We start from the raw sequence: 13,736 nt of genomic DNA on the forward strand, positions 1-13,736 counted from the left end.
GTGTTTGAACCGATCCCAGCCAGAAATACTAATTCCAAGCTTACGTTTTACTTCTTCTGCATCAAAGGTTGTGCTGTGCGGAACCTTAACTGCGTGTGCTTTGTCTCCCACCGCCAAAGCCAGTGTGTTGTTACAAACTACACGTACACTGGTGAATTGGGCAGTAGTGGCCAATGTGCCGTCGCAGGCTGTGGCCAATAGCAAATAACCATTGATTAGGTCATTGCCCTTGACGGAAATACTGTCACCAGTACGTGCCAAAGCCCATATCTTTCGTCCACCTTTGAGCACCCCGGCTGTTTCCATTTCGTAACCAGCAATCTCTGTGAGGTCGCGGTAGAACTCAAGAATCTCCTCTGGTTGAACAACCTGGTAGCGGCTGGATACCACTGATAAAGCAGCCTTGGTGTCTGAACGGTATAGAACCTTCTGGTCTTCAAACGGAAGAATGATTGATTGGGATTCATCGCTCGCCGTTTTGTAATGAACAGGCGAATCCAGAATTTCAAAATTTAGTCCGGCCTTTTCTGCCCAAACTTCCAGTGGTTGTTTGGGTTCCAGTTTTTCGCCCAAACCGTGCCAAGGGGTTGCGTTAACGTATGCCATTGTTTCGATTAGATGTGCCATGGTAATTCTCCTAAAGACGACAAAAAAGCCAGAGCCCCGAACACCCTAATGTGTTGGGACTCTGGCTTATGCCGTTGTTAAATTGGGGCTGTTGAAGTGGATCGAGTTGGTTTGTTACTTACTTGGAAAACAGGTAAAGGCAGTCTTCGCATTCCAGGTTGTCTAGCAGGGTGTCGTCGATGACTTCACCCAGGGCGGCACCCGCCATGCAACCGGTTGTTGCACCGATCAATGCCCCAACAACAGCCCCCAGGCCGCCGCCGACTGGGCTAATGAATGAACCCACGGTCAACCCGACACGAGCGCCACTAAAGGCACTCGAAGCCCCTGTGATAGCGCCGGTTATTGTTCCTGCTAACCCGCCAGTTGTTTTGGCAATTTCTCGGGCTTTGATGTGATGGGATCCACAGCGAGGGCAGGGTGGTAGTTTGGTAAGTGATTGATCTGTAATGGATAAGTGAAGAGGGTTTGTGTCCATATTTTTCCTTCAATGACAGTTTGAGAGGAAGCACCGTTAGGCCTAGATGGCATACCTGGTGCGGCTCAGAGAAGGAATATGTGGTTGAGATTATTTTGATTAGAGGTGCTAGCGGCGCATTTATCTAAGTTAGACCGAGGATAGGCTATTCATTTTTATTAGTTACTTGAGCGAGTTGATTTGGTATTGGTGCATTGTCAAACATACCGCAAGCTTATTCTCACTGTTCTTTCGACGGGTGATATCAATTTTGATTGACTTTGATCTGTCAAGTTTTACAAGTCTCGCCTTGTGTAGGGTACTTGGCCTGCGGCTAATATGGCCGTGCAGCGATTGGCGAAAGCGACTGGCACAGCGAGCGCGCTCAGATGCTGAGCACGCGTCAAACCAACGTAGAGAACACGCTTGGCCTCTGAGTCGGTGCGTGTTTCCCACGAATCGAAAAGAGCTTCACTTCGATTTTCACGAGTATGATTGGGCGGAATCACGACACATACTGCCCCGTACTCATGACCTTTCACTTCATGAATTTTTGCACACGAAAGGCCAAGTTCTGGTGGTATTCGAAGATGGTTCGACCACTGCTCGTTGGCTGGTCGCCGAAAGAAATTGCGCACCGATACACCAGTTGGTGTCGGCAAATCTAATCTTTCCATTTCTTTGTGCACGCAGTTGATCCAAGCGAGCCGATCAGTATCGCTATCACCACAAGCTCTGGGAAGACTGAGTAGGAAGCTCAGCGCACGTCTTCGATGTGCCCGTCGATTCAAACCAAGGCGTTCGATGGCCCTCGATAAATACTCGTTTGGCTTGCTGAGCCCCATGAAATCTAAAAGCAGCATTTCCACTACCTGAAGCACAGCCTCCCTCGTCCGCGCTGTCGTAGCGGGTGACCAGAACTCCGCCACTTTACGCGCCAGCGATTCGATTCGCGAGTTACCGTTTGGATCTTTGGTGATCACCCCAGCAGCCTGCAGCGCGATTTTACCTGCATGAGCTAAGATAATAGCGTCTGTTACCTCCAAGCCAAGTTCAGTAACTTGATCTAGGAAAGCCTGACCGATCGTAGCCATTGGGCTACGGCCTCCGTATGTTAGAAGCAAAACGGGATGTTCAACATTCACTGTATCCCCAAGTGAATGATCTACTTGACCAGAGCTTTTGAGTGTGGCGGCCAACCGGCAGACTACTGGACTGCTACGAAAATTGCCAGTTAACTGGATATGCGAGTCAACGGGATATGTTTCCTTAAATTCTAGAATCCTCGCAGGGCTGCCATGACGAAACTCGTAGATTGATTGATCGGGGTCACAGACGAAAGTAACATGTACACCGTGCGCTCGTAGCCATGAAAGGATCTGCAAATCAAGCGGATTACAATCCTGACCTTCGTCTACCATGATCTCGTGGAAACGAGCTGCCAAAGATCGTCCTAGTGTTGTACCGTTTACTGGATCGCGAATTAGTTTCAGTGCTTGAATGCGGGCGTCGGCAGCACTCATGTAACCAGCTTGCAACAAGCCACGTCTACGGTGCGCAGCCGTCTGTTGATATCGGACTTGATGCAGGCGCACGTGATTTTGCAGCCCAAGATGTCCAATCTTGCTTGGATCAATAATATTGGTTTCCGGGTCGAACAAATCTAAGCTAACTGACTCACCTTTAAACGCGAATTTTCCAGATAGCCGAATTTCCACACCCAAAGTGTTCCAACTGTCGAGGATGGTTGGTCGTATCGAGCGTGTCGCTGCGCAGTGTGGAAGTACAACAAAATGCCGTACGAAAGCATCAAGTGTTCCCATGAAACTGGGATGCTTCAATAGTGAATCTAATCCTGCGATCTGGCAACGTTCGCGAAACTCATCTACTGCGGAGTTTGTGAACGATAACACTGCTACACCACGCCGCGGTGGTAACTCGGAGACGATCCTTGATAAGCGAGCAAGGATCGTGCGGGTTTTTCCAGCGCCAGGGCAAGCATGAACAAAGACCTCGCCAACATGTAAGGCGAATGCATCTTGCTCAGCTGTTAGTCCGCCAATACCGGTCATGCTTGGGATGCGCTACGAATCGCATTGACCAAGTAGTTAGGCACTACAAATTCATCGCCCACAGCAATACGTGACGCGATAGCTTGGGCCAGGTCACCCTTTCTGGTCTTTTTTACCTCAATAAGCTTGAGAAATGCATCAGGGCGTTTGTCTAACTCGATCCGCTCGATTTTGTCTTCCCAGTCGCTGCGCGACTTGCGGTGCAGACTAAGAAATACTTGCTTGAGAAAGACCTCGTTTCCAGCGCTGAAAATCTCATGTTCTAAAGTGTGCTGATTGGTTAGCACAGTCAGTGCTTGCGATGCGCCATGTGTTGCAGCAAGGTTTTCCAGATCAACTTTTCGATTTCCCAACACAGTTGGGTCCGCGTCGGTGATAACTATTAATCGATCAGCGATGCGAGCATCGCCATGTGGACGTAGCAGCACTTCGACATAAGGGCGAAAGTCCACTCCGTCGATCGGTACAATTACCGCACCCTTGAAGCGGAGCCATCCGTCGGTATCATCATTGAGAACGAGCTTTTGGGCTATCACCGGCAAAAGAAGAGCCTCCGCAATTCCTTCTACAAGGATGGCTCTATTACCGAACAGCAGCGATGAGCGTGTTACGTCCAAGTAGCGGCTGATTTTATCTAAGGTTTTTGGCTTCAGTCCTAGTTCCGCAATAGGTACGCTGACAGATTCTGAAACCGTTACCCCGTTTTGTTCGCTTCGACGAGAACGCATAACCACCAGATGTATAGGAGAAACCCATGCTGTCAAGTTCGGCGAATGGGTAGTCACAACGATTTGGATGCGGCCTTCCGGCTTGCCTGGCTCAATATTGCAACTGGTCGACCTACGCGCTTGGTCTAGAAGAAATTCAAGAACGAGTACCTGCAGCTGTGGGTGTAAATGTGCTTCAGGTTCCTCAACGAGGAAAATTGTGAGGTCCGCCTCTTTTGCCTTCGTTAGTTCAACGACCACAGTAGCCATATAGAGTAAGTTGGAGTAACCCAAACCAGAAGCGCGGATGTCTTCGGGCACTAAGCCAGTGTCGGCTAATCGAAACCTTAAATCTCGGGCAACATCGAGTAATGTTTCAGTGCAAAAATCCAGAATCGCTGTTTGGGGACGAACTCCGTTAGTAAGCAAACCCAAGGCTGTGCCTATCTCAGCGTTCATCGTCATAAGGACGTCAGGTCTGTTTTCTCCGCGACTGACTCCAGTCAAAAAGTCTTGTTCTTGGTTCTTTGGTAAAAAATTGCGTAGTAGTGCCATGACTCGGGTCCCGCTACCTGTGCCAAGTGCTTGATACGCATCGCGCAAGGGAGGTAGATAAACATGCCTTATCAGGTCAGATGAACCCGCCTCAGGCTCGTTGGTGTCAAAGCGTCCAGCCCAGAAAGTAGTTTTACCCCTTGGGAGACGTTCTGAACGCGATTCATATCGATAGCCGAATACAGCTTCGCTGTTAGTGAGATCTGGTACCGCTGAAATCAACAGCCCTTTCTGTGTATCGCTTAGGCCCCGGAAAGCGCCTTCAATTTGAAAGTTCGGGACAGCCGCGTGTCGCCTTATATCCTCATCCTCAGGATAACGCTCCCTTCGTCCGCTCAGTGGCAAGGTAAGCAACCGGATCGCATCAATAACGTTGGATTTACCTCCATTATTTTCACCAACCAAGACAGTCAGATCGGGTCGGAGACTGACTGTCACATTGTCGCAAGACCGAAAACGTGAAATTGTTAAACCGCCTAAATACATAAAGACTTCCTTTGCCAGATAAACAAGCTTGGAAATTTGATTTGAATTTCCTTCTCGACCACGCGTACGGTTGCCTACAATCGCTAACCGCAATCAGCCCTCTCCTCGTTATTGTTTAAGAGGGAGAGAACAACACACGATCAATGCCCCAGTAGTCGAGCAGGCAAAAGAGTGTGCTGCGGAGTTCGACACTAGCTGATTCATGCGAGTTAAAGTCTCTCTTCATTGCCAGTTGCTCAAACTCTCTAGCAACGGTAAACAAGGTCCGAGCAACTTCGTTCTTTGAGAAAAAATCACCTAAGACCGCTGTGTTCAGGTGAGTCAACTGTTTCTCAACACTTGATCTCACTTGCCGTGAAATTGTCAGCCCATCGTTCGCATGTTCTTCAACCAATCCCATTGCAACATTCAAGACTTTTTTGAAGCCCGAACTGCCCCTGGAGCCATATGTGAAACCATCTTTCATAAGCAAGCTACGTTCTGACTGCTCGTGGAAGGATAGCTCCTTCATGCAGTAGTCAACTGCAATTGCAACAAAAGAACATAGTAAGTAAAGACACCTAAGAGCAGTTTCGCGCTGGGTGCCCTTGGTGATTGATTGCTCGGCAAAGAATTTCCCTTGACCAAGCCATTCATTGCAACTATCGAACGAAAGTGATTTAGCCAGTAAGCTTTTAGAAAGAACAATTCTTCCACGCCAGTCCCCGTCCAGCTTACTAAGTGAGTATTCATTGATCTTGGAAAAAAACTCTTCATCCGAGAGTCTTGTCTCATTTGGTTCATCTGAATTGGCAAGTTTCCCAAGAAAGGTACCGTCGAGAACCAGCACTCCAAGGTCTCGGCCAAAATTTTTGACTTCTTGACGCCTATCTGTCGTTGCCACGATCGCATTCGTTGCTTTCGTGGCAATACGAAGTCCCCTAATCCAGAAGATTCTTTCTATAGCCTGCGGGGTTTTTTTGTTTTTGGCATCAACCAAGGCGATTTCACGCGACACGGAAGACGTGCGACTGTATAGCCACAGATCAATATCGGTTACGTCAAAACCCTCGTACACAAAAGGGACGCTCCGAACAACGTAATACCCAGCTTTGAGGAAGTAGCTACGCAGCAACTCCTCCATTTTCGGCCCCTTGGACAAGACTCGTTGACTTTTACTCATAGCCCACCTCCAGTCCGGAGGACAGAAAGCATGTCGTTAGTTGCTTTCGGGCTCATCTTGGTTTGCGTCCTCCGAACTTTTTCACGATTGTGCTCAGGGCCACTGAATGTCGTAACGGCGGCAGTTGGTAGTGAGTTTAACGAATGCTCGCTGATATCACCCTGTCGAATCACTTGAAGAGCCAACTCACCAACTTCTGTCTTCAGAAGACGTAGCATAGGGCCTGTTCTTCCCTTCTTGGTTCCTTGTTTTACCTCGACCACTCCCTTTAATTCGAGCACTTTGTAATCTTCAGCAATCGCCCGGACTGGACCAATGCTATCGCCGCGCACCAAAGCACTTAACAGAGCATCAACCATTTGGATTTGTCCGCGCTCGTAATAGCTCTTTGTCATGCCATATGTGACGGAGCTTATAAAAGCTTTCGCAAGGTCGAAGGCATCATCAACCATCGAGTTACTGTATTTTGAAAACGCCGACGGCAAAGTCAGGAAACCAACGTCCTCGGTTGAGTTGCTGACAACACTAATGTCGAATAGGCCGATCGCCGTAACTTTTAGAAATAGGGCCTCACCCAGACAATGTTTTGCATGGTCGGTACTAACACATGCTTGTTTACGCAATGCTTCGGTAAGCTCATTTAGCTTTATCTGTTCTGCCGCGCTCAACGAATCTAATATGGCTTTGATCTTTTGTGTGGTGTCGCGGCGAAACAGGTTACCGTTGAACAACAGCGTCTGATTACTATCAATTTTCTCAGCGTCGACAAAGCCAATCTGCTCGGCCTCTAAAAATAGCTGGCTAAGATCGGCGGTAGCTAACTTGTATGTATCTGCCAAATCACTGGCAACATCTTTTGCAAGAATTGGCGTCATTGAGGCTCGCTCTGCAAGCGCGATTGAAGCAACTTCATTTGCACTGGGGCTGAGCGATTCGAAGAGATCGGAAGTGTGCTGCAACGCAGTGGCGGTTGTCACGCCAAGTACGGCAACTCCGCTGGATGATTTGTCGATCAGCTTCTGCTGCTGCAATACTTCGATTAGCTTTGGAAGCTCAAATGTTGTATTGATGTTGGCTGCCTTCGCTAAAACGGCTAGCCTGTCATTGTTGACAGTAATCTCCCTATTGGCGGAAATGGTTGACAAAAGTATTCCAGCCTTCCCAGCCAAATAGGTTTTCTCGTACCCAGATTGGTTTGTGACTCCTTGCAGTTTATTTGTATGATGAATCAACCACGATCCTTTGGTTTTCTTATCCATTTTTCTTCCTTACGCTGGGAATTAATTCCAGATGGTCTCTAAGGTACCCGCGTTACTTAACTCCTAACAACATATAGACGGCGTTCCAGATACTGCGGGATCTAAATCCTAACATCGACCAAGTTTTGTGAACCAATGCACAAACTTTGCGCCTATGCTCGTGATTCATCAGTATTCTTTTTGTCAATAAGCGTAACGGCCCAAGCTATCGTGATACGCGATTATTCACTCCTAAATTTATTGAATAGATTTTAGTCGATCGAGTAACTCTGCTTTAGAAATCCAATTGATTTGCTGTTGATCAATTCCGACGTTAATGTTCATGCTAGCTACCCCAGTAGAGTGAGTCCATGGAGAAAAAAAATCGACTTCCCCCTCAGGTCGAAGGAAGCGGCAATTTTTTGAACCAATTTTGTTTGCAATTTTTAACGCGGTAAGGATATTGTTGATCGACATATAAACAAGTTGATGCTGTTGGAGAATTCTGTCTAAAGACCAATTTGTTGATATTGTTTTTGCCTGAATGTGATGGTTGCCCAAGTTAGAATTTATAGGGGTAATTTTATAAAACGTAGCCCCATATTTTGAACTCCCCAGGGACTTCATTTTTTCAGGTGGGGCCGGAGTATTTGGGTCCTCTTGCTTTCCAATTGAAAGACCAAATCCCCCTGATCTAGTTCGGAAACCGTGCTTCATCGCATTGTATTCATCAACGCTATCTTGATTTAAAAAGTCTGCAGCCATTCTCGCCCAAAAGTCAGCGAACCCTTCTATCGTAGTTTTCTGTCGATCAGTTCTTGGCATGTAATGTCTGAAAACGAACTGGGAAATTTCATGCCAACTTACCTCCCTAACTAGTAGTTTCACGATGAGGGATTTATCAGAGTTGGCAATTCGATTCACGACTTTACGTAATGTTGAATTTGAGCATTTCGCCAGCCAAGCCTGTGGACAGTCGGGTGCCTGAACATAAGCGCCTATCATGGAGAACATGGTTTCCGTAGCGTGATGTAGCGATAATTTAATTGCCATCACTGCGCGTGCTTCATCGACGGCTTCAACATGTTCGTTGAAAACATATTCAAAGTAATCGGGATCAATGCCCTCAAGAAATTTCTGAGCCTGTCTTTCGAGATTGAAATCCCAGATGCAATAGGGTTCATCGTTTACGGCGAATACACTAGATTGCATCATAAATGGATAACATCATTCAAATAAATTTCGAGGGCAATTGTTGCCAAGTACAGCAAGGACGCTGTATCTGCATTTGTGGATTTCCGAGAGAGTTTGGCACTAAGATAGAACAGAAAATATCGGCTGAAGCCCTTGAAGACAAGCCCGTCAAGAAACCTTGCTTTTGATCCGCTTCACAATCTCAACCTTGCTCTGCTTCAATAATCCGATGTCGGATTGACTCAAAACTCTCGATTTTTTCAAGATATCTTGCTTCTGATTCAGTAAGGCAGTCGAGGCCGTGACCGAACTTACCCAGCCACCAGTTTTCGAGGTCTTCTCCATGCTTCTCTCTAAGTCTTTGTAATGTTTCAATTTCTAATCCTATTTTCGCCGAGTAGGGCTTTCCGGTCAACACGGTAGCTGCTACAACACGCCCTCCTTGACTCAAGATATATCCTCTGAGGTTCGCCAAGGTACCTCCTTGGCCTATGAAATCGTCAACGAGTAGGTAGTTTCTGTCCTTCACAATCGTTCCATCAAACATCGCTTGGTGAGCCATACGGTGCATTCCACCTGCACCTGTGTGACTGACAACGTTAATTTGAACGACATCGGTGTCTGACTCAAACCCAGTTTTTTCCTCCAGCAGTTCTGCCAAAGCTGCAGGAATAGCATTCACGCCACTTGACTCCACAGCGTGAGCCGATACCAGAATAGGTTGCGCACTAGCGTAGTTTTTAGTCAGTTCTTCAATCACCGTCAGGGATACAAGATGATTTACCAAAACAAAAGCAGCATCTGGATCACCCGATTTCGAGGCAGGGTACATCGGGTGCGTCTTAACCGCGCTTTCAGACGCATGGATTGATACGGGTGGAAACCCGTTCCAGGGGTATCGGGGTGGGAAGCTCATGGTGTTATCGCTTACTTGTTAGTGCCGAAGGGGCTGTCATACACGGTATCCAACAGTATTGTCCAAAGTGGGGAATGGGTATGCCCCCTCGTTGCATAGAACGTTTCATGAATCTCCAAATCATCAACGTGTTTCTTCTTGATTTGAGAAAAGTCTGTGAAATCAGGACGCTAAAAATTATTTCGTGAGGAAAAAAAACTACTCACACCTAGGTTATTTCGAAATTTTGGTTCGTTTACGTCCTCTTGGGTCTTTGGTGGGGTCTTTGGCAAACTCCGCGCGAAACAAATGATCTCCTTTTTGCTTGCCGAATTCGATCGCTTGATCGGCTTTGGCAAGATAGCTGAGAGAGTGGTAAAGATTTTTCCTTTTCTGTACGTCGAAATGATCCACTTGGCCCAGTGCCCAACGCTGATACTTTTCATAGAAGGCCTTATTCTTGTTGCAATTGTGAAAGTAGCCTTGCCCCTTTGTTATGACATCTGCCCAATACCGACCTATTTGGTCCGCGTAATACTCATGCTTGTCCACCTTTGATCCGTCAAACAGGAAACATACGTGGATGTGGTACCCGGCTTCACGGGCGCATTCAATTTTCCATATGTACCCCACAAGCTCTCTAAAAAGTAGAGGTTTTCCCTTCCGGTTGGTAAATAGCCGTTTGCGGTCTGCAGCAACGCGTTCAAAGCAGACTTTTCCGATTGGGGATCTAGCTAAAGGAAGATCGTCTATAGCCAAGAGGCTGGAGTTATCAAAATCAGCGAATTCATGATTACTCCAGTAGGCTTGATGATCATCTGCACGACTTTTCAATAACTCATGTATGACTTGTTCAGCCTCTTCATGTGTTAGCACCGCCTCTTTGTAATGAAAGTCTAGCCGAACGACCATGAGCCTGGCATATCTTGCAAAGAGCGTGTCCAACAATTGATTTATTCGTCTTACACGTGCGGCAGGTTTGTTCCTCCAGTTTCCTATTTGCTTCTTGAGCTTGCATTGAATCGCATTCTTCCTCATTGTTGCCACGAAATCGTCGAATATTTTGACGATTTCGTCACTTGGTTTGCCAGCTCTGAACATAGAAAGATTTTCATGATATTTACTGATTTTATGTCTTCTATAATTTTCAAAGAAATATTGAATTTCAGGACAAAACTGATAGTCGCGAGTAAACATGTTGGCGTAGTGGCCTAAGTCGGGTAAGTGTTTTCCCAGTTTGGTGACCTCATAATCATTTTTTAACTTAGATTTTGTTTTTGTGTAGAAGTATTGTGATCGATAAATTACCTCGTTCATGAATGAGATTAGTGAGTATATTCCTTCAAGATGGTTGTTTAGTATGAGTTGTCTATTTTCCTTTAGTGTCAGAGTGTGATTGTGAGTTGATATTTTCATGGTTTTTATTAATTATCATGTTGATCTTGTGAGTTGATGGTCTTCTGTCTTTGCTCAGGTATTTGATTGTTATCATTAATTAAAATATAAGAAATAAAACAATCTTATTATTTAACCATAATTAAAGGTTTATGAGATTAGTGTTTATTTGTGGTTTTTCCTTGGTGGTTTAGTGATTTTTTATAAATCTTTTTGATTTTTTAATATGCTCAAAAATTCAGACGCGAGATGTGAATTAAAAGTTAAAAAATATTAGATATCTCTATCCAAATACGATCTTCGTTATCTTTAAATGATCTAATCTTCCCCTCTGATCCTAAATGAGCCAATACTTTGTCAAGTCGATATTTCGTTAAACCTAGGTTGATACAGCCAGAACGAATGTCTTTAAGCGGTAATCTAAAATATCCCCATTGTTGAAAAAATTGTCGAACTGAGTTTTCAACTGTCATTATGTCTTTCGTGAACTCTGAGGGTTTTTTAGGTTGGTTGCAGATGATCTGAAATGTGTTACTCCAATATTGATCAAATGAAATAGCGGTTGATACAAAATGCTCTGACACCTGATCTTTGGTTCCTGATTCGAAAACATGCATTGCGGTTGCAAATCTTCTAATTCTCTCGCCGCTACGGCTTATGTACTCTTGTATTTGCTCTGTGGTCACCTTATCTCTTGGTGGAAAATCAATGGGCCTAGGCGTTCTCTCGTAGTCCTGAAGTAAGCGTTCAGCTTGCTCTGTCAGAGTTAGTTGTGTCCTAGATGGATTGGCTTGATTTGCTTGTTGAATATTTGCGGTTAGCAAGGCTTGTATCGTTGCTTTGTAGTGGCGAAGTGTCTGATCTGAAAGTTGAACCATTGAGGCCATACTTTGCGTAACTCTCCATCCCCCTTGAGCAAAACAAAATCGATTTACTAGACCATTACTTCGCTTCCCGATACCTAAAAGGCTCTTGATTTCGTCAAACACCGCAGGTTGACCAGCTAAGTGTGCTGAAAATCGATAGTCCTTCAGTTTCACGTTGCCACTTTTGACTCGCGCGTGGTGAAGCGAAGTGCTGTCTAGTAACTTGTTTAGTCTCGCTTGGGCGGAGTGTCCTTTTAATAGGTTAGTGATCGCGCCAAATTCCTCTGAAATTAAGGTGCAATAGGGCCAGGCCATGAGGGTTGAAACAATTGCCTCCTTTGATGTGTCTTCAAGAAAAAACTCTGGCGTAGATTTCGAACTGGAATCTTCGACAAGCTCCCCTAAAGCCCTCTCGATCGGATCCTTCAATATTTTGTTGATCAAGCTCTTTCCTGAAACTGGTGGGGCTATCAAAAAACCGTTGTTGCCAATCCTGGAATCTACGCCGTTGGGTAACCGAACATCCGCGATTCCTTGCGTGAGGGTTGTCATGAATTGCTGAACAATTGCTGAGACGATTACTGGATCAACCTGTCCCCCGCTTAGGTCCGATTGAATCGCCCCAAGAAGTCCAGGTAGTTTCGGCACGATAGGTTGATGGGGTAGGTAGTTCATTGGCCCTCTCCCTGTGATAGAGCGTCGGCTGGCATATCCGGCCAAAGCAGTTTTCTATTCTTGAGCTTGATTGGTGTGATTCCGAAGTAAGACCCAGTTTGGCTGTGGCGCTTCCGAACGGTTTGCGCAGCTACCAAACACTTAGCTGCGAATTGGTCCGTCGATAGTGTGTAGACGGGGGGTGATTGTTCCTGCATTGATGTCTCCTAAAAATGTGATCTAGAGGCATTCCCGTGCACTGGTGGGGATGCGACTGGGTTGGATCTTAGGTGGGAGAAGAGGAAAAATCGAGGTGCATTTGGGTCGCCCCAACCCTACCCTTTTTAACTTTCAGAAAGGTAGGGTATTCACTGGCTTGTTAAAGAATCTTCTAAAAGTGTCGATAGATAAATATTGTTACTTAACCTTTTGACACAAATTTCACTCTACCAATGAGCAAACCAAAGCTAAATAACTGGGTTTATAGATATATTCAGAGTGCTGTTAATAACGCGCTCCATCTCGAGTATGCGATACGTGCTGCGGAATCACTTTATCCAAAGCAAATGATTTATTTAAATTTATTGAAAGAGGAGTTGATTGCTTATTGGTTAAACAAGTCAAAAACTTTAAGTGAGATAGAAGAGTTAAAATTAATTGATATTTCTTTTGATCGATTACAATTTCATTCAATAATAATAAGAAGAAATGATATTTATTTGAGATTTAATAGTTCTTTGCGGGTTGAGCTTGAAAAGCTTTATGATGAATTTATCGATAAATATTTTGATATCGAGATAGCTCCATTTAAATTATTTAGGGCGGTAGACTTGGCATGCGGTAATAATATTTTGAGCATGTATAACGAAGCTAAGCGATGTATGGACATTTCGAAAGATTTGGTATTGAAACCAAAAGATGACTTTGAACTCGATAGAGAGTATGTTATTAGGGAGCCCGTGCATGTTCATCCAGCGTTAACATTTTGCGGCAGTGATCATTTTACTTATGAAGGAAAATTTGGTGCATATTTCAATTTGAAATATGATTTATCGGCAGAGGATTTATTTTTCACTATGCGCGAATTTATGTATCAGTATGCATCTTGGTGTAATGCTGATCTGAAGTTAGGTCGATGGAATTCAAGATCTTTGGTTAATTATTATTTTGATAATGAATTTTTCGACTGTGGGGCTAATGAAGTAAAGGCGCCAAACGGATTGTTAGGGCCTATTTTAGGGTTGTATTGTTACGATAAGCGAGAAAGGCAAAAATTGAAGCCTAAAGTTGCAATTAACGAAACTACAAAAATCCATAAATTTACTTTTGAAACGATGCAAAAAAGGTACAAGAACACTCGAAAAAAGATTAGTCAATATAAAAATAAGTTTAAAAACTTTCCCGATTATTATTAAAATAATTGCCTTT

General features: G+C 44.9%; 11 protein-coding genes. 1 reads left to right on the plus strand and 10 read right to left on the minus strand.

Features of this window, described 5'->3' with window-relative positions:
- From A0129_RS05910 to A0129_RS05955, 10 genes are all read right to left on the minus strand, one after another.
- The coding region (locus A0129_RS05910) for a DUF932 domain-containing protein (RefSeq protein ID WP_291713272.1) at positions 1–627 on the minus strand (627 nt) is incomplete at its 3' end.
- A gap of 118 nt (positions 628–745) precedes the next feature.
- A complete protein-coding gene (locus tag A0129_RS05915; protein WP_291713274.1) occupies positions 746–913 on the minus strand; it encodes a hypothetical protein in 168 nt (55 codons plus the stop codon).
- 467 nt (positions 914–1,380) lie between these two features.
- Positions 1,381–3,156, minus strand: a complete 1,776-nt coding sequence (locus A0129_RS05920; RefSeq protein WP_291713276.1) for an ATP-dependent helicase — start codon at positions 3,154–3,156, stop codon at positions 1,381–1,383.
- Positions 3,153–4,997: an AAA family ATPase gene (locus A0129_RS05925; RefSeq protein WP_291713278.1), complete on the minus strand. Its 1,845-nt coding sequence runs from the start codon at positions 4,995–4,997 to the stop codon at positions 3,153–3,155. The genes A0129_RS05920 and A0129_RS05925 overlap by 4 nt, the downstream gene beginning before the upstream one ends.
- A gap of 22 nt (positions 4,998–5,019) precedes the next feature.
- Complete coding sequence (locus A0129_RS05930; RefSeq protein ID WP_291713280.1) at positions 5,020–6,066, minus strand: hypothetical protein; 1,047 nt, start codon at positions 6,064–6,066, stop codon at positions 5,020–5,022.
- Entirely contained in the window at positions 6,063–7,325 is a 1,263-nt protein-coding gene (locus A0129_RS05935; RefSeq protein WP_291713282.1) for a hypothetical protein, read from the minus strand. Before A0129_RS05935 ends, A0129_RS05930 begins: the two co-directional genes overlap by 4 nt.
- 237 nt (positions 7,326–7,562) lie before the next feature.
- On the minus strand, positions 7,563–8,519 hold the full coding sequence (locus A0129_RS05940; protein ID WP_291713284.1) for a hypothetical protein: 957 nt from the start codon (positions 8,517–8,519) through the stop codon (positions 7,563–7,565).
- Positions 8,520–8,700: 181 nt separating this feature from the next.
- Positions 8,701–9,330, minus strand: coding sequence for a phosphoribosyltransferase (locus tag A0129_RS05945; RefSeq protein ID WP_291713286.1), 630 nt, complete (start codon positions 9,328–9,330; stop codon positions 8,701–8,703).
- Between the two features lie 297 nt (positions 9,331–9,627).
- Positions 9,628–10,710, minus strand: a complete 1,083-nt coding sequence (locus tag A0129_RS05950; protein WP_291713288.1) for an inovirus-type Gp2 protein — start codon at positions 10,708–10,710, stop codon at positions 9,628–9,630.
- 341 nt (positions 10,711–11,051) lie between these two features.
- The gene (locus tag A0129_RS05955; protein ID WP_291713290.1) at positions 11,052–12,329 is read right to left on the minus strand and encodes a DUF3987 domain-containing protein; all 1,278 of its coding nucleotides are present in this window, start codon (positions 12,327–12,329) and stop codon (positions 11,052–11,054) included.
- 431 nt (positions 12,330–12,760) lie between these two features.
- On the opposite strand from A0129_RS05955, the gene A0129_RS05960 reads away from it, so the two are divergent.
- Complete coding sequence (locus A0129_RS05960; protein WP_291713292.1) at positions 12,761–13,723, plus strand: hypothetical protein; 963 nt, start codon at positions 12,761–12,763, stop codon at positions 13,721–13,723.
- Positions 13,724–13,736: the final 13 nt, after the last annotated feature.

The sequence above is a fragment of the Limnobacter sp. CACIAM 66H1 genome, assembly GCF_001601825.1.
GTDB lineage: Bacteria > Pseudomonadota > Gammaproteobacteria > Burkholderiales > Burkholderiaceae_B > Limnobacter.